Origin of the sequence: Hydrogenophaga sp., from assembly GCF_018780385.1 — a bacterium.
Lineage (GTDB): Bacteria > Pseudomonadota > Gammaproteobacteria > Burkholderiales > Burkholderiaceae_C > Hydrogenophaga.
Genome location: NZ_JADMJO010000003.1, coordinates 431,031 through 455,582, shown reverse-complemented (window position 1 = coordinate 455,582; position 24,552 = coordinate 431,031). Strand labels below are relative to the sequence as shown.

At 66.1% G+C, this 24,552-nt stretch carries 24 protein-coding genes; 16 read left to right on the top strand and 8 right to left on the bottom strand.

What is annotated here, in order from left to right; genetic code table 11:
- Positions 1-13: 13 nt before the first annotated feature.
- The 5 genes from IV113_RS02705 to IV113_RS02685 are packed head-to-tail and all read right to left on the bottom strand — an operon-like array spanning position 14 to position 5,142.
- Positions 14-433 carry an acyl-CoA thioesterase gene (locus tag IV113_RS02705; RefSeq protein ID WP_291080546.1) on the bottom strand — a complete coding sequence of 140 codons (420 nt, stop codon included), beginning with the start codon at positions 431-433 and terminating at the stop codon, positions 14-16.
- A complete protein-coding gene (locus tag IV113_RS02700; protein ID WP_291080544.1) occupies positions 430-1,194 on the bottom strand; it encodes an SDR family NAD(P)-dependent oxidoreductase in 765 nt (254 codons plus the stop codon). Before IV113_RS02700 ends, IV113_RS02705 begins: the two co-directional genes overlap by 4 nt.
- A 17-nt stretch (positions 1,195-1,211) precedes the next feature.
- Positions 1,212-2,471, bottom strand: a complete 1,260-nt coding sequence (locus tag IV113_RS02695) for a thiolase family protein (RefSeq protein ID WP_291080542.1) — start codon at positions 2,469-2,471, stop codon at positions 1,212-1,214.
- A 9-nt stretch (positions 2,472-2,480) separates the two neighbouring features.
- Positions 2,481-4,346: a feruloyl-CoA synthase gene (locus IV113_RS02690; RefSeq protein ID WP_291080540.1), complete on the bottom strand. Its 1,866-nt coding sequence runs from the start codon at positions 4,344-4,346 to the stop codon at positions 2,481-2,483.
- A 7-nt stretch (positions 4,347-4,353) separates the two neighbouring features.
- Positions 4,354-5,142, bottom strand: coding sequence for a crotonase/enoyl-CoA hydratase family protein (locus tag IV113_RS02685; RefSeq protein ID WP_291080538.1), 789 nt, complete (start codon positions 5,140-5,142; stop codon positions 4,354-4,356).
- Positions 5,143-5,290: 148 nt separating this feature from the next.
- On the opposite strand from IV113_RS02685, the gene IV113_RS02680 reads away from it, so the two are divergent.
- Positions 5,291-6,154 (top strand): amidohydrolase family protein, encoded by an 864-nt coding sequence (locus IV113_RS02680; protein ID WP_159605169.1) that lies wholly within the window; start codon positions 5,291-5,293, stop codon positions 6,152-6,154.
- Complete coding sequence (locus IV113_RS02675) at positions 6,151-7,986, top strand: AMP-binding protein (RefSeq protein ID WP_291080534.1); 1,836 nt, start codon at positions 6,151-6,153, stop codon at positions 7,984-7,986. Before IV113_RS02680 ends, IV113_RS02675 begins: the two co-directional genes overlap by 4 nt.
- Before the next feature lie 3 nt (positions 7,987-7,989).
- Here IV113_RS02675 and IV113_RS02670 read toward each other — a convergent pair whose 3' ends face one another.
- Together IV113_RS02670 and IV113_RS02665 are read right to left on the bottom strand one after the other, a co-directional pair.
- On the bottom strand, positions 7,990-8,580 hold the full coding sequence (locus tag IV113_RS02670) for a 2-hydroxychromene-2-carboxylate isomerase (RefSeq protein ID WP_291080532.1): 591 nt from the start codon (positions 8,578-8,580) through the stop codon (positions 7,990-7,992).
- Positions 8,577-9,713, bottom strand: coding sequence for a 5-methyltetrahydropteroyltriglutamate--homocysteine S-methyltransferase (locus IV113_RS02665; protein ID WP_291080530.1), 1,137 nt, complete (start codon positions 9,711-9,713; stop codon positions 8,577-8,579). The genes IV113_RS02670 and IV113_RS02665 overlap by 4 nt, the downstream gene beginning before the upstream one ends.
- A gap of 139 nt (positions 9,714-9,852) precedes the next feature.
- On the opposite strand from IV113_RS02665, the gene IV113_RS02660 reads away from it, so the two are divergent.
- The 7 genes from IV113_RS02660 to IV113_RS02630 all read left to right on the top strand — a co-directional run bounded on the left by IV113_RS02660 (position 9,853) and on the right by IV113_RS02630 (position 17,008).
- Positions 9,853-10,941, top strand: coding sequence for an aromatic ring-hydroxylating dioxygenase subunit alpha (locus IV113_RS02660; RefSeq protein WP_291080528.1), 1,089 nt, complete (start codon positions 9,853-9,855; stop codon positions 10,939-10,941).
- Positions 10,942-11,160: 219 nt separating this feature from the next.
- The gene (locus IV113_RS02655) at positions 11,161-11,922 is read left to right on the top strand and encodes a GntR family transcriptional regulator (RefSeq protein WP_291080527.1); all 762 of its coding nucleotides are present in this window, start codon (positions 11,161-11,163) and stop codon (positions 11,920-11,922) included.
- A 10-nt stretch (positions 11,923-11,932) separates the two neighbouring features.
- A complete protein-coding gene (locus IV113_RS02650; RefSeq protein WP_291080525.1) occupies positions 11,933-12,919 on the top strand; it encodes a PDR/VanB family oxidoreductase in 987 nt (328 codons plus the stop codon).
- Between the two features lie 160 nt (positions 12,920-13,079).
- On the top strand, positions 13,080-14,117 hold the full coding sequence (locus IV113_RS02645) for a TRAP transporter substrate-binding protein (RefSeq protein WP_291080523.1): 1,038 nt from the start codon (positions 13,080-13,082) through the stop codon (positions 14,115-14,117).
- Positions 14,118-14,224: 107 nt separating this feature from the next.
- Positions 14,225-14,701 carry a TRAP transporter small permease subunit gene (locus IV113_RS02640; protein WP_291080521.1) on the top strand — a complete coding sequence of 159 codons (477 nt, stop codon included), beginning with the start codon at positions 14,225-14,227 and terminating at the stop codon, positions 14,699-14,701.
- The gene (locus IV113_RS02635; RefSeq protein WP_291080519.1) at positions 14,698-16,014 is read left to right on the top strand and encodes a TRAP transporter large permease; all 1,317 of its coding nucleotides are present in this window, start codon (positions 14,698-14,700) and stop codon (positions 16,012-16,014) included. Before IV113_RS02640 ends, IV113_RS02635 begins: the two co-directional genes overlap by 4 nt.
- A gap of 7 nt (positions 16,015-16,021) precedes the next feature.
- Positions 16,022-17,008, top strand: a complete 987-nt coding sequence (locus tag IV113_RS02630; RefSeq protein WP_291080517.1) for a tripartite tricarboxylate transporter substrate binding protein — start codon at positions 16,022-16,024, stop codon at positions 17,006-17,008.
- 30 nt (positions 17,009-17,038) lie between these two features.
- On the opposite strand, the gene IV113_RS02625 is transcribed toward IV113_RS02630, so the two are convergent.
- Positions 17,039-17,941 (bottom strand): LysR substrate-binding domain-containing protein, encoded by a 903-nt coding sequence (locus IV113_RS02625; protein ID WP_291080515.1) that lies wholly within the window; start codon positions 17,939-17,941, stop codon positions 17,039-17,041.
- A gap of 133 nt (positions 17,942-18,074) precedes the next feature.
- Here IV113_RS02625 and IV113_RS02620 point away from each other — a divergent pair, with 133 nt between their 5' ends.
- From IV113_RS02620 to IV113_RS02590, 7 genes are all read left to right on the top strand, one after another.
- Positions 18,075-18,791 (top strand): substrate-binding domain-containing protein, encoded by a 717-nt coding sequence (locus IV113_RS02620; RefSeq protein ID WP_291080513.1) that lies wholly within the window; start codon positions 18,075-18,077, stop codon positions 18,789-18,791.
- A 37-nt stretch (positions 18,792-18,828) separates the two neighbouring features.
- The gene (locus IV113_RS02615) at positions 18,829-19,863 is read left to right on the top strand and encodes an amidohydrolase family protein (RefSeq protein WP_291080511.1); all 1,035 of its coding nucleotides are present in this window, start codon (positions 18,829-18,831) and stop codon (positions 19,861-19,863) included.
- Between the two features lies 1 nt (position 19,864).
- Positions 19,865-20,548: a 4-carboxy-4-hydroxy-2-oxoadipate aldolase/oxaloacetate decarboxylase gene (gene ligK, locus IV113_RS02610; protein WP_291080509.1), complete on the top strand. Its 684-nt coding sequence runs from the start codon at positions 19,865-19,867 to the stop codon at positions 20,546-20,548.
- A gap of 103 nt (positions 20,549-20,651) precedes the next feature.
- Positions 20,652-21,569, top strand: a complete 918-nt coding sequence (locus IV113_RS02605; RefSeq protein WP_291080508.1) for an amidohydrolase family protein — start codon at positions 20,652-20,654, stop codon at positions 21,567-21,569.
- Complete coding sequence (locus tag IV113_RS02600) at positions 21,566-23,233, top strand: tannase/feruloyl esterase family alpha/beta hydrolase (RefSeq protein WP_291080506.1); 1,668 nt, start codon at positions 21,566-21,568, stop codon at positions 23,231-23,233. Before IV113_RS02605 ends, IV113_RS02600 begins: the two co-directional genes overlap by 4 nt.
- A 10-nt stretch (positions 23,234-23,243) precedes the next feature.
- Entirely contained in the window at positions 23,244-23,684 is a 441-nt protein-coding gene (gene ligA, locus IV113_RS02595; protein ID WP_291080504.1) for a protocatechuate 4,5-dioxygenase subunit alpha, read from the top strand.
- A gap of 1 nt (position 23,685) precedes the next feature.
- On the top strand, positions 23,686-24,552 hold the full coding sequence (locus IV113_RS02590) for a class III extradiol dioxygenase subunit beta (RefSeq protein ID WP_291080502.1): 867 nt from the start codon (positions 23,686-23,688) through the stop codon (positions 24,550-24,552).

Here is a 24,552-nt window from a genome sequence, read left to right as displayed (position 1 = left end):
TTGGGGAACGGGATCAGGAACAGAGGGCCTTGATGTCCTCGGGCACGGGAATGGCCTTGATGCGCTCGGGCGCTTCGGGCGGGTGGATCACGAAGGCGCGCGTCTCGGTGCCTTCGCACAGCAGGTCGTCGCCGCGTTTCACCACGTGTTTGTGCATGAACACCTTCTCGCGCCACTCGGTCACGCTGGTGTGGATCTGCAGGCGTTCGCCGTAGGTGGCGGGGCGCATGAACTTGGTGTGGATCTCCAGCAGCGGCGTACCGACAATGCCGCGCGTCTTCACCAGTTCGCGCCAGGGCGGCACGCCGCACTTGACGAAGAAGTTCAGCGAGGACGCGTCCATCCACTTCGAGAAGTTGGGGAAGAAGACGATGCCGGCCGGGTCGCAGTCGCCGAACATCACTTCCACTTCGTAAACGACAACTTTGCTCATCGGGGCGCCATCCGCAGGGCACCGTCCAGGCGGATCACTTCGCCATTCAGGTGTGTGTTGGTGACGATGTGCGCGGCAAGCGCGGCGAACTCCTCGGGCTTGCCCAGGCGCGGTGGGAACGGGATGCTGGCCGCGAGCGACGCCTGCACCGGCTCGGGCAGGGTGCGCATGAGCGGTGTGGAAAACAGGCCCGGTGCGATGGTGCAGACGCGAATGCCGTGCTGCGCGAGGTCTCGTGCCATCGGCAGCGTCATGCCCACCAGGCCACCCTTGGAGGCGCTGTAGGCCTGCTGTCCCACCTGGCCGTCAAACGCCGCCACGCTGGCGGTGAACACCATCACGCCGCGCTCGCCGTCTTCGAGTGGATCGAGCTTGGCGCAGGCGGCGGCAAACAGGCGACTCGCGTTGTAGGTGCCGATCAGGTTGACCGTGACCACCTTGGCGAAATCTTCCAGCGGGGCGGCCGTGCCGTCCTTGCCGACCACGCGTTTGGCGCTGCCGATGCCGGCAATGTTCATGAGAATGCGCGCCGGGCCGTGGGCGGCGGCTGCCGCGTCCATGGCGGATTGCAGGCTCTCGGTGTTGGTGATGTCGCAGTGGTACGCGATGCCGTTGATCTCGCCGGCCACGCGCTTGGCGTTGTCCAGGTTCACATCGAGCACCGCAACCTTGGCGCCCAGGCGCGCGAGTTCGCGCGCCGTGGCTTCGCCGAGGCCCGAGCCACCACCGGTGACGAGGGCGGCGTGTCCTTGAATGTTCATGGTGTTGTCCTTCTGTTTCAGGCTGTTGTGTTTTCAATCAGCAGGGCCATGCCCTGGCCGCCGCCCACGCAGGCGCTGGCGATGCCGTAGCGTTGGCCGCTGCGCTGCAGTTCGCGCGCCAGCGTGAGCGTGAGGCGCACGCCGGTGGCGGCCAGCGGGTGGCCGAGTGCGATGGCGCCGCCGTTGACGTTAAGGCGGTCCAGGTCCATGCCCAGTTCACGCGCCACGGCGAGTGTTTGTGCGCCCTGCGCTTCGTTCACTTCAAAGCGGGCGATGTCGGCCAGCGTCAGGCTGGTGCGCTCCAGCAGCAGGCGGATGGCGGGCGCGGGGCCGATGCCCATGGTCTCGGGTGGCACGCCCACGGCCGAGGCAGCCACCACACGGGCCAGCGGCTGCTTGCCGTTCGCCTTGGCCCATCCTTTCGAATACGTGCCTGAGGCGACCACGCAGGCCGCGGCCGCGTCCACCAGCGCCGAGCTGTTGCCACCGGTCTGCACGCCGCCTTCAAACACCGCGCGCAGCTTGGCCAGCACCTCCACCGGCGAGATGCGCGGGTGGGTGTCGGTGGTCACCTCGGTGGCTTTGCCCTGCAGCTTGATGCCACGCGCCTTGTAGCCGGCGAGTTCGAACTTTTCGCTGATCACGGACACGATCTCGCCAGCGAGGAAACCGCTTTCCTGCGCGGCCACGGCCCTGGAGAACGAGGCGGAGGCAAACGCATCCACCTCTTCGCGCGTGATGCCGTATTGCTTCGCCAGGTTCTCGGCGGTCTGGATCATGTTGATGCCGGCCGCCGGGTCCTTCAGCGCCTCCCACATGTAATCCTTGAAGCCCACCGGCGCGCCGAGCTTGAAGCCGGTGCGGTGGTCGAAGGCGGCAATGGGGTTGCGCGTCATGTTCTCGGTGCCCACCACCAGCGCGGCATCACACGCGCCGCCCTGGATGTGTTCGCCGGCCTGGCGGAACAGCTCGAAGCCGGTGCCGCAGATGCGCTGCGCCATGATGGCCGGCACCTCCACGGGAACGCCCGCGTACAGGCCGATGTGGCGCGGCAGGAAGAACTGGTCGAAGTCGCCGGGCGCCATGTTGCCCGTGACCACCGAACCGATGTGCTCGCCCGGCACGCCGGCGCGGGCCAGCGCTTCTCGCGCGGCCTTGATGCCGAGGTCGGTCGGCGAGATGTGGCCGAGCGCGCCACAGTAGTCGACCATGGGCGTGCGCACGCCGGCCAGCAGCCAGACGTCGTCGAAGGCGTTGAAGAATCCGCGGGATGCCATGTCTTGTCTTTACTGGGGTTTCAGGATCGCGTGCAGCGTGTCCGCGTGCAGGCGTTCAACGGTCTCGGCGCGGTGGGCCAGCACGGCGCGCTGGTTGATCGAGCCCTTGTCGGTGACTTCGCCACGGTCGATGGTGGGTGGGTCGGCCAGCAGGCACAGGCGCGCGATGCGGCTGGCGCTGCCGGTGGATGTCTTGGCGAGTTCGGTCACCACGCGTTGGAAGTGCGCCAGCACCGGTGCGCTGTTGAGCACGTCGTGCATCGGCGCTTCTGCCGGCAGGCCGGCGAGTGTGCGCACCAACGGCGTGGGGAACACCATGGCGCCAACTTCCTTCATGTCCAGACCGGTGATCACCACGTCCTGGATGTAGGGCGCGCCGGCCGCGATGATCTTCGCGCGCAGCGGGCCCACGCTCACGAAGGTGCCGGTGGCGAGCTTGAAGTCTTCGGCGATGCGGCCGTCGAACTTCAGGCCCAGGTGGATGTCGGTCTCGTCGATCCACTTCACCGCGTCGCCGGTCTTGAAGAAGCCTTCTTCGTCGAATGCCTCGGCGGTCTCGGCCGGCATGCGCCAGTAGCCAGGCGTGATGTTGGGGCCCTTGTAGCGCACCTCGGTCTTGCCGCCGGCATCCACCAGCTTGAGTTCCAGGCCCGGTGTGGGCAGGCCAAGGTCGCCGGCCTTCACGTTGGGGCTGGTCACGAAGATGCCGAAGGGGCCGGACTCGGTCATGCCCAGACCCGTGCCCATGACGATGCGCTCGCCGATCTCGCTTTCCTGCGCGGCGTGCAGTGCGTCCCACACCGGTTGCGCCAGCGAGGCGCCGGCGTAGAAGAACATCCGCACGCGCGAGAGCAGCATCTTGCGCAATGCGTCGTCGGTCTTCATGGCGTTGGCGATCGCCTCGAAGCCGGTGGGCACGTTGAAGTACACCGTGGGCGCGATTTCGCGCAGGTTGCGCAGCGTCTCGCCCATCAGCGCGGGCGTGGGCTTGCCGTCGTCGATGTAGAGCGTGCCGCCGTGGTACATCACCATGCCGAAGTTGTGGTTGCCGCCGAAGGTGTGGTTCCAGGGCAGCCAGTCCACCAGCACCAGCGGGCTCTCGGCCAGCACCGGCATCGACGCCATCATCTGCTGTTGGTTGGCGCACCACATGCGCTGCGTGTTGATCACGGCCTTGGGCATCTTGGTCGAGCCCGAGGTGAAGAGGAACTTGGTGATCGTGTCCGGGCCGGTGGCGGCCATCGCTGCGTCCACGGCCGGCGTGGCCTCGGTGGCGAGCAGCGAAGCAAAAGACGTGGTGGCGCGGCCGGGCACGGTGCCCTCGGTCGTCACCAGCTCCACGCCTTCACCCAGCGTGGCCAGCATGGCGCGGCTGTATCGCTGCGCGTCGCTGGCGAACACCAGGCCGGGTGTGAGCGTCTTCACCACGTGGTGCAGCTTGTCGAAGTCCTGGCTCACCAGCGAGTAGGCGGGCGAGGTGGGGCAATACGCGATGCCGGCGTACACACAGCCCAGCGCGAGCAGCGCGTGTTCAATGTCGTTCTCGCTCAGGATCAGCACCGGGCGCTCGGTCGAGAGGCCACGGTTCAGCAGGCCCTGGCCGATGCGGCGCGCGGCGTCGAGTGCCTGCGCAAACGTGATGTGGCGCCAGTCGCCGGTGCTGCCGTCGGTGTTCTTCTCGCGGCGGGCAAACACGGTCTGGTCGGGGCGCGTTTTTGCCCAGTGCACCAGCCGGTCGGTGATGCGCTCGGGGAAAGGAGGCAGGTCCTGGTCGGCGCGCAGGTAGTGCGTGCCTTGCGCGCCGTCGCGCAAGGTGGCGCGCGTGACGCCGAAGGTGAGGGGGCGGTAGCGGGCCGTGGTCGGGTTCTGGCTCATGGCGCTCTCACTCTTTGTTCACTTTGGCCGCGCGGCCTTCCAGGAAAGCGCGCACGCGCGATTTGGCCTCGGGGTCGCTCTGTGCAATGGCGGCCATCATGGCTTCGGTGAGGTAGCCCTGGTCGGCCGGTTGTTCGGCGATGCGCGGCAGCGCGTGCATCAGCGCGTAGTTGGTCAATGGCGCGTTCTGCGCGATGCGAGCGGCCAGCTCCATGGCCTTCTCCAGCGCCGTGCCCTGCGGTACGAGGTACTGTGTGAGGCCGATGCGCTCGGCCTCGGGCGCCTTGTAGACGCGGCCGGTGAACATCATGTCGGCCATGCGCGCGGCGCCGATCAGGCGCGGGATGCGCACCGAGCCACCACCCCCCACGAAGATGCCGCGCGAGCCCTCGGGCAGCGCGAAGAAGGCGGACTCGTCGGCCACGCGGATGTGGCAGGTGCTGGCCAGCTCCAGGCCACCACCGACCACCGCGCCGTGCAGCGCGGCCACCACCGGCACCGGGCCGTACTGCACGCACTCCAGCGCGCTGTGCCACATGCGCGAGTGGTGCAGGCCCTGGCCGGCGTCGCGTTCGCTGAGTTCGGAGAGGTCCAGGCCGGCGCAGAAATGGTCGCCACTGCCGTGGATGACCGCGGCACGCACGCCGTGCGGCATGGCCTGAAAGATGTCGCGCAGCGCGAGGATCAGTCCATCATTGAGAGCGTTGCGCTTGGCCGGGCGGTTGAGCGTGATGACGGCGATTTCTGACGAAGCGCCTTGCAGGCTGAGGCTGATGTCGGTGGAATGGATGGGCATGTCGGGTGTCGGCGTCGGCCGTCTGTTCGGGGTTTTTGCGCTTGAATCGAAGGTCGATTATGGTTATAAACAATAACCAAAACAAGCCAAACCCGTCCGACCAACCCCCGTGTTTTCCCTAGGTCTGACCCACCATCGAGAGACAACCATGGACCACAAAAACCTCATCGCCATCGACATCCACACGCACGCCGAAGTGAGCTGTCGCAACCCCTTCGACAACTACGGCGAGGAGTACGACCGCGCAGCCGACAAGTTCTTCGGCAGCAACCGCCGACCCACCATCGCCGAGACGGTGACCTACTACCGCGAGCAGAAGATCGGCCTGGTGATGTTCACCGTGGACAGCGAGTCGCAACTGGGCCGCCGGCGCATTCCGAACGAAGAGATTGCACAGGCCGCGCGCGAGAACAGCGACATGATGATTGCCTTCGCCAGCATCGACCCGCACAAGGGCAAGATGGGCGCGCGCGAGGCCGAGCGGCTGATCAAGGAAGAGGGCATCAAGGGCTTCAAGTTCCACCCCACGGTGCAGGGCTACCACCCCTACGACAAGATGGCCTGGCCGATCTACGAGGTGATCAACGCCCACAAACTCCCGGCCATCTTCCACACCGGCCACAGCGGCATCGGCTCGGGCATGCGCTGCGGCGGTGGCCTGCGGCTGGAGTACAGCAACCCCATGCACCTGGACGACGTGGCGATCGATTTCCCCGACATGCAGATCGTCATGGCGCACCCGAGCTTTCCGTGGCAGGACGAGGCGCTGAGTGTGGCAACGCACAAGCCCAATGTGTGGATCGACCTCAGCGGCTGGAGCCCGAAGTACTTTCCGAAGCAACTCGTGCAGTACGCGAACACGCTGCTCAAGGACCGCATCCTGTTCGGCAGCGACTACCCGCTGATCACGCCCGAGCGCTGGATGAAGGACTTTGAGGTCGCGGGCTTCAAACCCGAGGTGATGCCCGGCATCTTGAAAGGCAACGCGGTGCGTCTTCTAGGTCTGGCATGAAGGCGTTTGCAACACTTGCGGACATTCAAGTGTTGGAGCGTGCGCCGCTGGCAACGGTGGCACCGCACCGAAGCCCTTACGCGCTCATCCGCGCTACCGCTGAGCGTTTCCCCGAGCGCGAGGCTTTCACTTTTCTGCCCGACGCGTCGCTGGACACACCGCCGAAGCGCGTCACCTACCGCGAGTTGCTGGCCAACATCCACCGCGCGGCCAACGCCTTTCGTGCGCTCGGTGTGCACGAAGCCGATGCCGTGGCCATGCTCGCGCCCAACACGCCAGAGGCACACGCCGTGCTCTGGGGCGCGCAACTGGCGGGCCGCGTGTGCCCGATCAACTTCCTGCTGCAGCCCGATCACATCGCCGCGTTGCTGCAGGCCTCGAACGCCAAGGTGCTGGTGGCCCTGGGGCCGAACGCGGAGCTGGCGGTGTGGCCCACGGCACTGGCTGTGCAGGCGCTGCACGCCACCGTGCTCGTGCCCATCGAGGTGGATGCGGCGGTGGCCAACAGACCATCGATGCAGGACCTCATGGCCGCGCAGCCAGAGGTGCTCACCTTCGAGCCCGACCTGCACCCCGACCGTGTGGTGGCGCTGTTCCACACCGGCGGCACCACCGGCGCGCCCAAGCTCGCGCAGCACACCGCTGGCAACGAAGCGCACACCGCCTGGTTCGCGCATGCGTTCTACGACATGGACGAGACGTCGGTGGAGGTCAACGGTTTTCCGCTGTTCCACGTGGCCGGTGCCTTTGTGTATGGCCTGGCCCTGCTGGCCATCGGCGCGCGCCAGGTATTGCCCACGCTCGGCGGCATGCGCAACACCGGCTTCGTGCAGCGCTACTGGCAATTCTGCGAACGCGAGCGCGTGACGCACCTGGCCTGCGTGCCCACCGTGCTGGCCAGCCTGCTGGGCGTGCCGCTGAACGCGACCATCTCGAGCGTGCGCGCGGCCTTCACCGGCGGCTCACCGCTGCCGGCCGAGCTGGCCCAGCGCTTTGAAGCCACCACCGGCATCCCCGTGCGCAACATCCTGGGCATGACCGAATGCGCCGGGCTGGTGAGCATCGAGCCGCTTCTCGGGCCACGCACGCCCGGCTCAGCCGGTCTGCGCCTGCCCTTCACCGAGGTGCATGCCGTGCCCTGGCGCGATGGCGAGACCCAACTGGAAGAGCGCTGTGCCGCGGGCGAGACCGGCGTGCTCGTGCTGCGCGGGCCGCACGTGAGCCCGGGCTACCTGAACGCGAAGCGCAATGCAGGCATGTTCGAGCAGGGCTGGATCGTCACCGGTGACCTTGGCCATCTCGACGAGGCCGGCCGCGTCCACATCACCGGCCGCGCCAAGGACGTGATCATCCGTGGCTCGCACAACATCGACCCCGGCCTGGTGGAAGACGCCTTCATGGCGCACCCAGCCGTGCTGCAGTGCGCGGTGGTGGCCGAGCCCGATGCCTACGCGGGCGAAGTGCCGGTGGCTTTTGTGGTGCTGCGCGCCGGTGTGGGCCTGGACGCCGAGGTGCTCTTGCGCGAAGTGGCGCCGCACGTGTACGAGCGGCCCGCCTGCCCGAAGCGCGTGGTGCTGGTCGAGGCCTTGCCGCTCACCGCCATCGGCAAGGTGTTCAAACCCACGCTGCGACTGCGGGCCATCGAGATCCGCCTGAGCGAGATCGCGCAGGAGCTGGCGCCCGATCGTGCGGCGCGCGTCGAGGCCCGCGACGAGGGTGGCCGCCAGCGCGCGCTGATCACGCTCGGTGGTGCTCCCGATGAGGGCTTGTCGCAGCGGTTGCGCGCGGCACTGGCCGCCATCGCGGTCCCGGTCGATATCCGCTTCGGCTGAAGCTCACCAGCCACCGCGCTGTAGCCAGCGGTGAATCTGCTCGAACTTGTCGATGCCCCAGAAGGGCTCGCCGTCCACCACCACCGTGGGCGAGCCGAACACGCCAGCCTGCAACGCGGCGTCGACCTCGGCGCGCAGCAGTGCTGCGGCCTCGTCGCTGGCGGCAGCTTGGGCAAGCTCTTCGCCCACCACGGGGATCAGTGAGGCGGGGGTGGACAGGTCCAGCCCCTGGCCCCAGTAGGCACCGTAGATGGCGTGCGCCACCTCGGCCGCGCGCTGCGGCTGGTGGCGGTTCACCCAGGCCATGGCACGTCCGCTGGCCAGCGGGTTCATCACCGTGTCGTTCGGGTGCCGCTGCAATGGGACGCTGTGCTCACGCGCGTAGCGCAGCACATCGCGCTCGGTGTACGGGCCCTTGAGCGGTGTCTCCATCAAGGGCTTGATGCCCATCACCTTCAGCACCGACACGCCCAGCAGCATGGGATGCCACTCCACACCTCGCCCGTGCCGCGCGGCGAGGTCTTCGATGCGCAGCGAAGCGAAGTAGCCGAAGGGCGAGATGAAGTCGAAGTGGAACTTCAGGGGTGCCTTCAAACAGAACCCCAGACCTCATTCGCCGTTTCCACCACCAGCGCCAGCTTCTTGCGCTGATCTTCCATGGCGATGTTGTTGCCGTGCACCGTGCTGGAGAAGCCGCACTGCGGCGAGAGGCACATCTGGTCCAGCGGCGCGTATTTCGCGGCTTCTTCGATGCGGCGCTTGAGCGCGTCCTTGGTCTCCAGCTGGCCGAACTTGGTGGTCACCAGTCCCAGCACCACGATCTTGTCCTTCGACAGATAGCGCAGAGGGCGGAAGTCGCCCGAGCGCTCGTCGTCGTATTCGAGGAAGAAGGCGTCCAGCTTCATCTCGGAGAGCAGGGCTTCGGCCACCGGCTCGTAGTTGCCGGCCGCCGCGTGCGTGCTCTTGAAGTTGCCGCGGCACAGATGCATGGCCAGCGTCATGCCGGCGGGCTTGTGCGCCACCACCTTGTTGATGAACTGGGCGTAGCGGTGCGGCAGTTCGTTCGGGTCGTCACCACGGCTGCGCGCGGCTTCGCGCATGCGCTCGTCGCACAGGTACGCCATGTTGGTGTCGTCCATCTGCACATAGGTGCAGCCGGCGTCGGCCAGGCTTTGCAGCTCTTCGCCGTAGGCCTTGGCCACGTCGTCGTAGAACACCGGGTCCAGCTCTGGGTAAGCCTCTTTGCTGATGCCGGCGCGACCGCCGCGAAAGTGCAGCATGGTTGGCGAAGGAATCGTCACCTTCGGCGTGAGGCCCGGTTGGCCCAGCGCTTCCACCTGCGCCTTGAGGTACTGGAAGTCTGCGAGCTGGATGTTCTTGGCGTGGCGCACCTTGTCGATCACGCGGATCACCGGTGGCGCGAGTTCCTCGGTGCCGTCGGGTTTGACGATGGTGACCGGGATGTCGGTCTTCACGCCACCGAGTTGTTCCAGGAAGTCGATGTGGAAGTAGGTGCGGCGGAATTCACCATCGGTGATCGAGGAGAGGCCCACGTCGGCCTGGAACTTCACGATCTCGGTGATGGCGCGGTCTTCCACCTTGCGCAGTTGCTCGGCGGTGATGCTTTTCTGGTTGAAGAACTGGTCGCGCGCTTCGAGCAGGTAGGCCGGGCGCAAAAAGCTGCCGACGTGGTCGGCGCGGAAGGGAGGGTGGCTGCGCGATGTCATGTGTCGTCCTCGTTTTTGGGGTGGAGCGGTGACTTTACAGCGAATACGACCAGCCTCATTGAATACATCAATCGGGAAAAGTGCCCTGTAGTGAGATTTTTCTTCCGAAAATCGCTTGTTCTGTATACATTGCGTATCCATGAACACTGAAAAGTCCCATTTCCCATTGAACGCTTGGTACGCCGCCGCTTATGACGTCGAGGTCGGGCGCAACCTGCTCGCGCGCACCCTCTGCAACCAGAAACTGGTGCTTTACCGCCAGACCACGGGCGTGGCGGCCGCGCTCGAAGACGCCTGCTGGCACCGCCTGCTGCCCCTGTCCATGGGTCGGCTGGAAGGCGACGAGGTGGTGTGTGGTTACCACGGCCTCGTCTACAACGCCGAAGGCCGCTGCACCCACATGCCCAGCCAGGAAACGCTCAACCCCTCGGCCTGCGTGCGCTCGTACCCGGTGGTGGAGAAGCACCGCTTCGTGTGGGTGTGGCCAGGGGACCCCGCGCTCGCCGACCCGGCGCTCGTGCCCGACCTTCAGTGGAACGACGACCCCGCGTGGGCTGGCGACGGCAAGATGATCCGCGTGCAGTGCGACTACCGCCTGGTGGTCGACAACCTGATGGACCTCACGCACGAGACCTTCGTGCACGGCAGCAGCATCGGCAACCGCGCGGTGGCCGAAGCCCCGTTCGTGGCCACGCACGGCGAGCGCTTTGCCACCGTGACACGCTGGATGGAGAACATCGAAGCGCCACCGTTTTGGGCCGGTCAGATCAAGGACGCGCGCGGCTATGAAGGCTTGGTGGACCGCTGGCAGATCGTGCGCTTCGAGGCACCGTGCACCGTGACCATCGACGTGGGCGTGGCGCCTGCGGGCAGCGGCGCGCTTCCCCAGGACGGGGGTGACCGCAGCAAAGGCGTGAACGGCTATGTGCTCAACACGATCACGCCCGAGACCGACGGCACCTGCCTGTACTTCTGGGCCTTCGCTCGCAACTACTCATTGGGCGAGCAACGCCTCACGCACCAGCTGCGCGAAGGCGTGGCCAACATCTTCCGAGAGGACGAGTTCGTGCTTGAAGCCCAGCAAAAGGCCATTGAAGAGCACCCGGACCACAAGTTCTACAACCTCAACATCGACGCAGGTGCGATGTGGGCGCGGCGCTTGATCGACCGCATGGTGGATGCGGAGCGGGGTGGTTCCACTGTCATTCCGATTCGGCGGGCGGGTTGATGGGCCCCAAGGTCTCAGGCCTGCCTGAGTGCGCCAAGGGTTTGGGGCGCGCCGTTGGCAATTGGCGTGCTGGCGTGCCAGAAGCCTCACTCGTCAGGGGTGGGTGTGCGGCTGAGGCACCGAGCACCGCAGGGGACCCCTCGCACAGCGAGGGGCGCTGCAGTGAAGCCGCCTCAGCCGCACACCCACCGCTGACACACCAGACCAAGCAGGCAATCAATGACTTCAAACGTGACCCTTGAACCCGCAACCGAAAGCGCCCAGGTCCGCGCGCTGCTGCAGATGCGCGAACTCATCCTCTCGGGCGAATTGCCGGGTGGCTCGCGCATCGCCGAACTCGCCATCGTGGAGCGCCTCGGTGTTTCACGCACGCCGATTCGCGCTGCCTTGATGCGCCTGGAACAGGAGGGCTTGCTGCAGGCGCTGCCCAACGGCGGCTACGTGGTGCAGACGTTTTCCGAACGCGACATTGCGGACGCCATCGAGTTGCGTGGCACGCTCGAAGGCCTGCTCGCCAGGCTGGCCGCCGAACGCGGTGCCCCGGGCGTGGTGCTGGCCGAGGCCAAACAGTGCCTGGACCGCATCGACGCCGTGCTCGCCGCCTCCGCCCTCAACGAAGAAGGCTTTGCGGACTACGTGGCGCTCAACAGCCATTTCCACACCCTCGTGTACGAACTCGCCGACAGCCCCACCATCGCCCGCCAGCTCGAGCGCGTGACCAGCCTGCCGTTTGCCTCGCCCTCGGGCTTCGTGGTGATGCAGGCGCATTCGCCGCAGGCGCGCGACATGCTGGTGGTGGCGCAGGACCAGCACCGCCAGGTGCTCGACGCCATCGAACGCCGCGAAGGCGCGCGGGCCGAAGCCATCATGCGCGAGCACTCCCGCCTGGCCCAGCGCAACCTGCGCGAGGTGCTGGCCGGCCATGCCCTGGGCCACACGCCTGCCTCCATGCCTGCGATCAAACTCATCCGACGACGCTGAACGACCATCCATGAAAAGCAACCCCAACTGGCAGACCGCCCGCATCGCGGCCCTGCGCGACGTGACCCCCACCGTGCGCGAATTCATCATCACCCCGGCTGCAGGGTCGGCCGAGCGCTGGGCGCCGGGAGCCCACCTGATGGTCCAGGTGAACGTGGCGGGCCAACCGCAGACGCGGTCGTATTCGCTGGTCGGGCTGCCCGAGGACGCAGCGGGCTACCGCATCGCCGTGAAGTGTCTGATGGACGGCCACGGTGGCTCGCGTGCCATGTGGCAACTGGCGGTGGGCGACAGCATCGAAGTGAGTGCGCCACAAAACCATTTCCCGTTGGCCTATCTGGCGCCGGCCACGCTGCTGGTGGCCGGCGGCATCGGCATCACGCCCATGGTCTCCATGGCGCATGCCCTGGTCAAACGCGGTCTGCCGGTCAAGCTGCTGTATGCCGCCCGGTCCACCGCCGAGCTGGCGTTCGCCGAAGCGCTGCGCAGCCTGCTGGGCGATGCCCTGGTTACCTGCGTCTCGGAGCAGGGCGAAGTGCTCGACCTGGGGCGGGCCATCGATGAACTGCCGTTGGGCGCTCAGGTGTACGTGTGCGGTCCCTCGCGCCTGCTCGACGCCGTGCGCCGGCGCTGGCTCGACGCCGGGCGAGCGGAACCCAGCCTGCGCTTCGAGACCTTCGGCAGCGGTGGTCAACTGCCCCCCGCCGGGTTCGACGTTGCCGTGCCGCGCCACCAGACCGAACTGCATGTGGCACCCGACCAGTCGCTCATCGAGGTGCTGGAGGCCGCCGGCATCGAAGTGATGAACGACTGCCGCCGGGGCGAATGTGGCCTGTGCGCGCTGGACGTGCTGGCACTGGACGGCGAGATCGACCACCGCGATGTGTTCCTCAGTGCCCACGAGAAGCAGGAAAACAAGCGCATCTGCGTCTGTGTGTCACGCGTGGTGGGGCGGATCACGCTCGACACGGCCTGGCGAGAGGAGGTCGTTTCATAAAATAACGGCATAACTGAAAGTCTCTTCACACACTGGCGTTAACACTCTGGCCCATGCACAGTCCGGGTGTTCGAATACAGAAGCGATCCGGGGCCGGGGACTTCTCACCCATGTTCTGCCGTCACCCGGGCTCAACCATCCCATCAGCTGGAGACAAACCATGACCTCTTTCAAACGCCGCACCACCCTGCTGGCCCTGGGCGCGATCGCCGCTGCCACCTTGGCCGGCTCGGCCATGGCCCAGACCGTGACCCTGCGCCTGCACCAGATGCTGCCGCAGCAAGCCACCATTCCCGCCAAGGCGCTGATCCCCTGGGCCCAGAAGGTCGAGGCCGAGTCGGGTGGCAAGATCAAGGTGCAGCTGTTCCATGCCATGCAACTGGGCGGCGCGCCGCCGCAACTGTTTGACCAGGCCCGCGACGGCGTGGTGGACCTGACTTGGACGGTGCTGGGCTACACCCCGGGCCGCTTCAACAAGACCGAGGTGTTCGAGCTGCCCTTCATGAGCGGTTCGGCCGAACAATCTTCGCGCGCGCTGCAGGAATACGTGGAGAAGTTCGCCGCCGACGAATTCAAGGACGTCAAGCTGATTGCGGTGCACACCCATGGCCCAGGACTGTTCCACACCAAGACGCCGGTGACCGGCCTGGAGAGCCTGCGCGGCATGAAGGTGCGCGGCGGCTCGCGCATCATCAGCAACATGTTGACCAAGCTGGGTGCCACACCCGTGGGCATGCCCGTGCCGGCGGTGACTGATGCGCTCTCCAAGGGCACGATCGACGGCACGACCATTCCGTGGGAAGTGACGCCGGCCCTCAAGGTGAGTGAGCTGGTGAAGAACCACACCACCTTCGCCGGTGCTCAGGGCCTGTACACGCAGACCTTCGCGTTCTCGATGAACAAGGCATCGTACGACAAGCTGCCACCCGACCTCAAGGCGGTGATCGACAAAAACTCGGGGGTCGAGACGGCTGCCATGTTCGGCCGTGCCATGGACGACGGCGACAAGGCCGGCCGCGCCATCGCCGAGAAAGCCGGCAACAACATCGTGGCGCTCGACCTGGCCGAAACCCAGCGCTGGAGGCGCACCGCCGCCACGGTGGAGACCGACTGGATCAACGAGATGAAGGCCAAGAACATCGACGGCGCCAAGCTGGTGTCCGAAGCCCGCGCCCTGATCGCCAAAAACCAGAAGTAACGGACGGCGATAATTCCGGCCGGCCCGAACCCGGGCCCGCATGACCGGCTTTCCATTGCCGATGCAGGCGGATGGCGGCCGGTTTCTTTTTTGTTGAAGGTGAAAAATTGAAGCTACTGTCCTTGCTGGCCCGGGCCAGCGCGATTCTGGCGGGCATTCTGCTGACCGTGATCACCCTGATCACCTGCGTGAGTCTGATCGGGCGAAACACCATCGGCGTCACGCTGGTCGGTGACTACGAGCTCACCGCCGTGACGGCGGGCGCGGCCATCGCCATGTTCCTGCCGTGGTGCCAGCTCAAGCGCGAGAACATCATTGTGGATTTCTTCACCTCCAGGTTGTCTGACAGCACGAACGCCCAGCTGGACCGCTTCGGCAGCTTCCTGCTGGGTGGCGCCATGCTGCTGCTGGCCTGGCGCACCGCCGTGGGTGGTCTGAGCGCCTACACCGCACAAACCACCACGATGATGTTGGCCTTTCCCGAGTGGATCGTCTACGCCCTCATGGTGCCCCCCCTCATCCTGACCGGCGTGATTGCCTGGACACAAACCATCTTTGGCAATTTTTCGGAGCAGGGCGCATGAGTTCTTTGTCACTGGCGGGGATGATCTTCGCCTCCATGCTGGCCTTGATGGCCATCCGTGTGCCGATCGCCATCGCCATGTTCTGCGCCGGTTGTTTCGGCTACATCTTCCAGGTCGGTTGGCCGCCGTTCTTCAACAACCTCAACGGTGCGACCTTCGCGCGCTTCGCCAGTTACGACCTCTCGGTCATACCGCTGTTCATCCTGATGGGCAACTTCGCCACCCAGGGCGGCATCTCCAAGGCCCTGTTTCAGTTCGCCAGTGTGGTCATGGGCCGGTTCAAGGGCGGTCTGGCCATGGCGGCGGTGCTGGCCAGTGCGGGCTTCGGCGCCATCTGCGGCTCGTCTGTGGCCACGGCCGCCACCATCACCTCGGTGGCGCTGCCCGAGATGAAGCGCCACGGTTACTCCGGTCGCCTCTCCACGGGCACACTGGCCGCGGGCGGCACGTTGGGCATCCTGATTCCACCCTCGGTGCCGCTGGTGATCTACGCCATCCTGACCGAGCAGAACATCGCCAAGCTGTTCGCCGCGGCCATGGTGCCCGGCATCATCGCGATGATCGGCTACATGATCGCCATCGCGGTCTACGTGCGCGTTGTTCCGGGCCATGCGCCCGAGCACGATGACCATCCCCGCATGACCCTGGCTGCAATCATTGCCGTGGCGCCCATCGCCATCGTGTTCCTGATCGTGTTCGGCGGCATCTACGGCGGTTTGTTCACTCCCACCGAAGGCGCGGGTGTCGGTGCTGCGGCGACCTTCATCGCCGCGCTGTTCAAGCGCGAACTGACGCTGGCCAAGGTGCGGCAGTGTTTCTATTCCACCGCCGCGGCCAGCGCCATGATCTTCCTGATCTTCATCGGCGCGGACATGATGAACACCTCGCTGGCGCTCACCCAGGTACCGGCACAGCTGGCCGAGGTGGTGCAGGGCCTGGACGTCTCGCCAGTGATGGTGGTGGCCGGGATCATGCTGTTCTACGTGGTGCTCGGTGCCGTGATGGACGAGCTCTCCATGATCCTGCTCACCATTCCTATCTTCTTCCCCGTGGTCATCGGGCTGGACTTCGGCATGTCGCAGGAATCGGTGGCGATCTGGTTCGGCATCATGGTGCTCATGACGGTGGGCTTCGGTTTGCTGGCACCGCCTGTGGGCCTGAACGTGTATGTGGTCAACGGCATGGCCAGGGACGTGCCGATCAGTGAGAGCTACAAGGGCGTGATGCCCTTCCTGATCAGCGATGTGTTCCGCACGCTCCTGCTGCTGAGTTTTCCGGGAATTTCCCTGTGGTTGGTCCAATTTGTGGGGTAGACAAACGATGAACATTCGAAACCTGAATCGCCGCACCCTGCTGGGTGTCGCCCTGTCCCTGGCCGCTCTGGCGGCCGGGCCCGTTCACGCCCAAGCCGCTTTCCCGTCGAAGACGCTGCGTATCGTCGTGCCCTTTGCCGCCGGTGGCGTGGGCGACCTCACCGCGCGCATCGTGGCGCAGAAGCTCTCGGAGCTGCTCGCGCAGTCGGTGGTGATCGACAACCGGCCTGGCGCTGGTGGCGTGGTGGCGGCCGATACGGTGGCGCGCTCCGAACCCGACGGTCACACCATGTTCCTCATGTCCAACGGCACGGCGGTCACCGCCGGTCTGTTCAAGAGCCTGCCGTTCGACACGGTCAAGGACTTCACGCCCGTCTCCACACTCGGCTATTTCGACATTGTCGTGGTCGTGCCCTCGGACTCACCGTTCAAGAACCTCGGTGAACTGGTCGCCCATGCCAAGGCCAACCCGGGCAAGCTCAACGTCGGCAGCATCAACATCGGCAGCACGCAGAACCTGGCGGCCGAGCTGTTCAAGAGCACCGCCGACATCAACGTGCAGGTCGTGCCCTTCAACGGCTCGCCGGCGCTGATCGGCGCGATCCGCGGCAAGCAGGTCGATGTGGCGGTCGAGATCCTGGCTCCGGTGCTGACGCAGATCAAGAGCGGCGCGGTGCGTGCCCTGGCCGTGACCGGCGAGAAGCGCTCCATCGTGTTGCCCGAGGTGCCCACCGCGGTGGAGTCCGGCGTGAAGGACTTCGTCGCCTCCTCATGGAACGCATTGGCCGTGCCCTCCAAGACTCCGCGCCCGGTGGTTGACCGCCTGCAGCGCGAGATTGCCACGGCCCTGGCCGACCCGGCCGTGCGCGAGAAATTGCGTGGCCTGAACATCGACGCGCGTTCATCCACCCCCGAGCAGACCGCTGCGCTGCTGGCCTCCGACATCCGCCGTTGGGGTGCCGTGATCGATCGCGCGGGTATCCCGAAGCAATGAGCGCTGCCGCAGCGCGGGGGGGGGGGGCCCTCAGCGCGCGTTCAGTGCCTCCAGCGTCTGGCGGATCAGCTCCAGCGTCTTTTGCTGCGTGAGCGTGGCCGGGCGCTGCGAACTGGTGGCCAGGCACAGCCGCGTTTTCAGGGGTGGGTTGACGGTCCGGATGCGGTAGGCCGAGGGGCGGATCGAGCTGGCCACGGCGTTGCGCGAGAGCAGGGCAGCACCCGCGCCATCGGCCACCAGATCAAGGATGGCGGACACACCGTCAATCTCCAATGCCACCGTGGGGCGGCAGCCGATGTTGGCCATCTCGGTTTCCACCTGCATGCGAATCGCGTTGGGCCGGCTCGGAATCACCAGCGGCATGTCGGCCACCTCGCGCAGGCTGATGGCGGTGGGCGGGTCTTCGCTCAGGCCCGGTGGGCGGGGCTCGACCAGCAGCAACTCTTCGTCGCGCAGCGGGTGGATCTCGATCTCGGCGGCGGGCTGTGCGTTGTAGAGCACCGCGATGTCCAGCCTTCCGGTGGTCAGCCATTCCTGCATGGTGACCGACAGGCCTTCGCTGATGGACAGGCTGGCCTCGGGCAGTTGCGCGCGGAAAGCGCGCGTGAGTGGCACGGTGAGCACCCGTGCAAGGCTGGGTGGCAGGCCGATGGCCACGCGCCCGGCGAGCGCGCCGCGCACCCGGCCCAGCTCTTCGCGCGCGCGCTCCACCTGGTGCAGGATGCCGCGGCCGTGCGCCAGCAGCAGCTTGCCCGCTTCCGTGGGCGTGGCGCCCCGGCCGTTGCGCACCAGCAGGTTCTGCCGCAGCTCCACCTCGAGCAGACGCACCTGGCGCGACAGCGCGGGCTGCGCCACGTTCAGCGCCATCGAGGCCCGGGTGAAGCTCCCGAGCTCGGCCACGCGGACAAAGTATTCGAGTTGCTTGAGGTCCATGTGCTGGCGTGGGAACGAAAGGTGGAGACAGGTGTTGATCATAGTTATGTAATTTCGTTCTAGCTGCTAGCTGGTCGATGACTTTTCTCGCGCAGAGGCACGGTTCACAATCCATCGACTCTCTTCCAAGCCCATGCCGAACACCTCCGCCACCACCTCGATCAACGCCCGCCTCAAAGGCATCTCGTCCATGGCGACGCGCCAGGTGCTGGCCGAGCTGGTGACGGGCTTCGAGGCAGTCAGCGGCGTGTCGGTGGTGATCGAATCGGTGGGGGGTGTGGACGCTGCGAAGCGGGTGCAGGCCGGCGAAGCCTTCGACGTGGTGATCCTGTCGCTGGATGCGATCGACAAGCTGATCGCCAGCGGGCACCTGCTTCCCGGCAGCCGGGTGGACCTGGTGCGCTCGGGGGTGGCCGCGGCCGTGCGCGAAGGCGCACCGGTGCCCGACCTGGGATCGGAAGACGCGGTGCGCAGCGCCGTGCTGGCCGCGCGCAGCATCAGCTATTCCACCGGACCCAGCGGCGTGGCGCTGATCAAGCTCTTCGAACGCTGGGGCATCGCCGAGCAGATCCAGGGGCGCATCGTCCAAGCCCCACCCGGCGTGCCGGTGGCTTCACTGGTGGCCAGCGGCGAAGTGGAACTGGGCTTTCAGCAGCTCAGCGAACTGCTGGGCGTGGCCGGCATCACCATCGCCGGCCCTTTGCCCCCGGCCATCCAGATCATCACCACCTTTTCCGCCGGCATCCCCGTGCAGGCTGCCCAGGCCGATGCGGTGCGCGCGATGCTCGCCCACATGACCGCGCCGCAGGCCATCGAGGCCAAGCGACGACAGGGCATGGAGCCTGCGTGAGCCCTTTCACACCACAACAAGAAACCCAGGAGACAACATGAGCCTCATCATCGACTGCCACGGTCACTACACCACGGCGCCCAAGGCGCTGGAGACCTGGCGCAACCAGCAGATCGCCGGCATCCAGGACGCGTCGGTGATGCCCAAAGTGGCGGACCTCAAGATCAGCGACGACGAGTTGCGCGAGTCCATCGAGACCAACCAGCTCAAGCTGATGAAGGAGCGCGGCAGCGACATCACGCTGTTCAGCCCTCGCGCAAGTTTCATGGCGCACCACATCGGCGACTTCAACGTGTCAAGCACCTGGGCGGCGATCTGCAACGAGCTCTGCTTTCGCGTGAGCGAACTGTTCCCGGACCACTTCGTGCCCGTGGCCATGCTGCCGCAGAGCCCAGGTGTCGACCCGAAGACCTGCATCCCCGAGCTGGAGAAATGCGTCAAGGAATACGGCGCGGTCGGTATCAACCTCAACCCCGATCCTTCGGGCGGGCACTGGACCAGCCCACCGCTGACCGACAAACACTGGTACCCCATCTACGAGAAGATGGTGGAGCACGACCTGCCGGCCATGATCCACGTGAGCACCAGCTGCAACGCCTGTTTCCACACCACCGGCGCGCACTACCTCAACGCCGACACCACGGCTTTCATGCAGCTCATCCAGGGTGATCTGTTCAAGGACTTCCCGACGTTGAAGTTCCTGATTCCACACGGCGGCGGCGCTGTGCCCTACCACTGGGGCCGTTTCCGTGGCCTGGCGCAGGAGATGAAGAAGCCGCTGCTGGACACGCACGTGATGAACAACGTGTTCTTCGACACCTGCGTCTACCACCAGCCCGGCATCGACCTGCTCAACACGGTGATCCCGGTGAAGAACGTGCTGTTTGCCAGCGAGATGATTGGCGCGGTGCGCGGCATCGACCCGACCACGGGCAATTATTACGACGACACCAAGCGCTACATCGAAGGCTCGAAGATCCTGAGTGCGCAGGACAAGCACCAGATCTATGAAGGCAATGTGCGACGGGTGTTTTCACGGCTCGATTCACGCCTGAAGGCGAAGGGGATCTGACATGTACGAACTCGGCGTTGTTTACCGCAACATCCAGCGCGCCGACCGCGCGGCCGCCGACGGCCTGGCCGCGCTGGGCTCGGCCACGGTGCACGAGGCCATGGGCCGCGTGGGTCTGCTCAAGCCTTACATGCGCCCGATCTATGCGGGTCAGCAGGTCAGCGGCACCGCCGTCACCGTGTTGCTGCACCCGGGCGACAACTGGATGCTGCACGTGGCCGCCGAACAGATCCAACCCGGCGACATCGTGGTGGCGGCCATCACGGCCGAATGCACCGATGGCTACTTTGGCGACCTGTTGGCCACCAGCTTTCAGGCGCGTGGCGCGCGCGCTCTCATCATCGACGCCGGTGTGCGCGACGTGAAGGAGCTGCAGAAGATGGGCTTTCCTGTGTGGAGCAAGGCCATCAGCAGCAAGGGCTGCATCAAGGCCACCATCGGCTCGGTGAACATTCCGGTGGTGTGTGCCGGCATGCTGGTGACGCCGGGGGATGTGATCGTGGCCGACGACGATGGCGTGGTGTGTGTGCCCGTCGCGCGTGCGGTGACCACGCTGGAGGCTGCGCAGCACCGCGAGAGCTTTGAGGGCGAGAAGCGCGCCAAACTGGCCAGCGGGGTGCTGGGGCTGGACATGTACAAGATGCGTGAACCGCTTGAGAAGGCCGGACTGCGCTACATCGATTGACCCAACCACCTCCGTTCGGGCTGAGCCTGTCGAAGCCCTCACCCACATGTTGGTGAACCCTTCGACAAGCTCAGGGTGAACGGGCTTTGTAGAGAACTCACCCATGAATTTCGAAAAATCCCCTGGCTGGCTCGACTGGTACGCGGGCCCGAGCAAGCCGCGCTTCCAACTGCCTGCTGGCAGCGTGGACGCGCACTGCCACGTGTTCGGCCCCGGCGCCGAATTTCCCTACGCCCCGGAGCGCAAGTACACGCCCTGCGACGCGAGCAAGGCGCAGCTGTTTGCACTGCGCGACCATCTCGGCTTCGCGCGCAACGTGGTGGTGCAGGCCACTTGCCATGGCGCCGACAACCGGGCCCTGGTCGATGCGCTGGTGCACAGCGACGGCAAGGCGCGCGGTGTGGCCACCGTCAAGCGCAGCGTCACCGACGACGAGCTGCAGGCCCTGCATGCCGCCGGTGTGCGTGGCGTGCGCTTCAACTTCGTCAAGCGCCTGGTGGACTTCACGCCCAAGGACGAACTGATGGAAATTGCCGCGCGCATCCAGAAGCTGGGTTGGCACGTGGTCATCTATTTCGAGGCGGTGGACCTGCCCGAGCTGTGGGACTTCTTCACGGCGCTGCCGACCACCGTGGTGGTGGACCACATGGGCCGGCCTGATGTGAGCAAACCGGTCGACGGCCCCGAGTTCGAGCTGTTCCTCAAATTCATGCGCCAGCACCCCAATGTGTGGAGCAAGGTGAGCTGCCCCGAGCGCTTGAGCGTCACCGGCCCCAAGGCCTTGAACGGTGAGCAGGCCGCGTACCAGGACGTGGTGCCGTTCGCGCGCCGTGTGGTGGACGAGTTCCCCGACCGCGTGCTCTGGGGCACCGACTGGCCGCACCCCAACCTGAAGGACCACATGCCCGACGACGGCCTGCTGGTGGACTTCATTCCGCAGATTGCGCCGACGGCCGAAGTGCAGAAGAAGCTGCTGGTGACCAACCCCATGCGTTTGTATTGGCCCGAGGAGACAGCATGAACACAACCACCCTGCTGCTGCTCGCAGCCGCCGCCGCAGTCGCTGGTTGCAGCCAGGCACCGCTGCGCCCCGACAACGCAGCCGCCGGCTGCGCCGCGCTGACCGGTCCTGTGGCCGCCGCGGCCATCGGCCTGGCCACGGGTGGAGCCACCATCACCTCGGCCAAGCTGATGCCCGCCGCGCCGCTGGCGGTGGCCGAGCGCGGCCCCACGCCCGCAGCCACCATCACGCCGGCCACGCCCGAGCACTGCCAGGTGCTGGGCCGCATCGCACCGCTGGACCCGGCGGCGCCGGCCATCCAGTTTCAGGTCAACCTGCCCACGCAGTGGAACGGCCGCTCCCTGCAGTACGGCGGCGGTGGTTTCAACGGCGTGTTGATCACCGGTGTGGGCTTGCTGCCCGCCGCCCGCTTCGAGCAGCCGGCGCCGTTGGCCCAGGGTTTCGTGACCGTGGGCACCGACTCCGGCCACCAGAACCAGCCCGGTGTGCCGCCCCAGGCCTTTGCGCTCAACGACGAAGCGCTGGTCAATTTCGCCCACGCTTCCTACAAGAAGGTGCGCGATGTGTCGGTGGTGCTGATGCAGCGTGCCTACGGCCGCCAGCCCGACAAGCTGTACTTTGCAGGCAGCTCCGAAGGCGGCCGCGAAGGCGTGACGATGGCGCAGCGCTACCCGACCGATTTCGACGGCATCTTCAGCCGCGTGCCCGTGCTGCATTGGACCGGGCTGCAACACGCCGGCCTGCGCGACGGCCTGGCCCTGGTGGGCGACGGCTGGATTCCACCCGCCAAGGTGCAGCTGGTGCACCGCGCCGTGCTGGCCGCCTGCGACGCCGCCGACGGTCTGGCAGACCAGTTGGTGTCCGACCCCGTGGGCTGCCGGCAGCGTTTTGACATGGGTCGCCTGCAATGCGCGGGTGCCGACACACCGGAGTGCCTGACCCCGCCGCAGGTGAACGCCGTGCGCACGTTGCACAGCCCGCTGCAGCTCGACGTGGGCCTGGCCAACGGCTTGCGCGAGTACCCTGGCCGCGGCCCCAGCGGCGAGGGCCTGGCATCCTCCGGCCCAACCGGCGGCTGGCAGTCCTGGTGGACCGGCACGGCTGCACCGGCCTTCCCGGCGGTGCCCACCAACGGCATCGCCTGGCTCTACGGTGGCGGCGCCATCCAGTACTTCTACGCGAAGAACCCCAACGCCGACCTGAAGACCTACCGGCCGCAGGACCACCTGACGCGGATCCGCGAAGTCTCCGCGCTGATGGACAGCACCAACCCCGACCTGTCGGCCTTTGCTGCACGTGGCGGCAAGCTGATCCTGTTGGAGAACATGGGCGACTACGCGCAAAGCCCGTACGCCGGCATCCAGTACTTCGAATCGGTGCAGCGCCGCCTGGGCGTCGATCGCACGGCCGGCTTTGCGCGCTTGTACACGGCGCCAGGGGTGGACCATGTCGGCACCGGCGGCCCGGCCAATGCCGATTTTCTGGGTGCTCTGGTGGCCTGGGTCGAACAAGGTCGTTCCCCCGCCGGCCTGCAACTCGTCGAACAGTCCGCCAAGCCCCCGTTTGCCGTGACCCGTGCCCGTCCGTTGTGCGAGTGGCCGCTGTGGCCGCGCTACAAGGGTGGCGACGCGGCCGCGGCCGCCAGTTTTGAATGCAGCCGTTAAGGAGCGCGCAATGTCTCTGGACAAACCCTACCTGGACGTGCCCGGCACGACCATCTTTGACGCCGAGCAGAGCCGCAAAGGCTACTGGCTCAACCAGTTCTGCATGAGCCTCATGAAAGCCGAGAACCGCGAACGCTTCAAGAAGGACGAGCGCGCCTACCTCGACGAGTGGGCCATGACGGAAGAGCAGAAGCAGGCCGTGCTTGCGCGCGACCTCAACTGGTGCATCCGCCTGGGCGGCAACATCTACTTCCTGGCCAAGATCGGCGCCACCGACGGCAAGAGCTTCCAGCAGATGGCGGGCTCCATGACCGGCATGACCGAAGAGGAGTACCGCAACATGATGATTGGTGGCGGCCGATCGGTAGAGGGCAACCGCGTGGTCGGCGAAGACGGCAGCGCCCAGGCACACCGCCAACCGCAAGGCTCCGCTGGCCAGAAAGTGAACTGACATGGCACGCATCACCGCATCCGTTTACACCTCCCACGTGCCCGCGATCGGCGCGGCGCTCGACCTGGGCAAGACCCACGAGCCTTACTGGCAGCCGGTCTTCCAGGGCTATGAGTTCGGCCAGCAGTGGTTGAAGGACAACAAGCCCGACGTGATCTTTCTGGTCTTCAACGACCACGCCACGGCCTTCAGCCTGGACATGATTCCGACCTTCGCCATCGGCACCGCAGCCGAGTACCAGCCTGCCGACGAGGGCTGGGGTCCGCGCCCGGTGCCCAAGGTCATCGGCCACCCGGAGCTGTCGGCGCACATCGCGCAGTCGGTGATCCAGCAGGACTTCGACCTCACCATCGTCAACAAGATGGACGTGGACCACGGCCTGACCGTGCCGCTCTCACTGATGTGTGGTCAGCAGGACCCGGTCCAGGGGGCCTGGCCCTGCCCGGTGATCCCGTTCGCGGTCAACGTGGTGCAGTACCCGGTGCCCAGTGGCAGGCGCTGCTACAACCTGGGCAAGGCGATTGCCAAGGCGGTGGCGAGCTTTGACGAAGACCTCAACGTGCAGATCTGGGGCACGGGTGGCATGAGCCACCAGTTGCAGGGTCCGCGCGCGGGCCTGATCAACAAGGACTTCGACAACGCCTTCCTCGACAGGCTCATCAACGACCCCGATGCCGCCGCCGACATCTCGCACATCGACTACGTGCGCGAGGCCGGCAGCGAAGGCATCGAACTCGTGATGTGGCTGATCGCCCGTGGCGCCATGGCCGATGCGGCTGGCGGTGCCAAGCCGAAAGCGGTGCGCCGCTTCTACCATGTGCCTGCGTCGAACACGGCCGTGGGCCACCTGATTCTGGAGAACACCTGA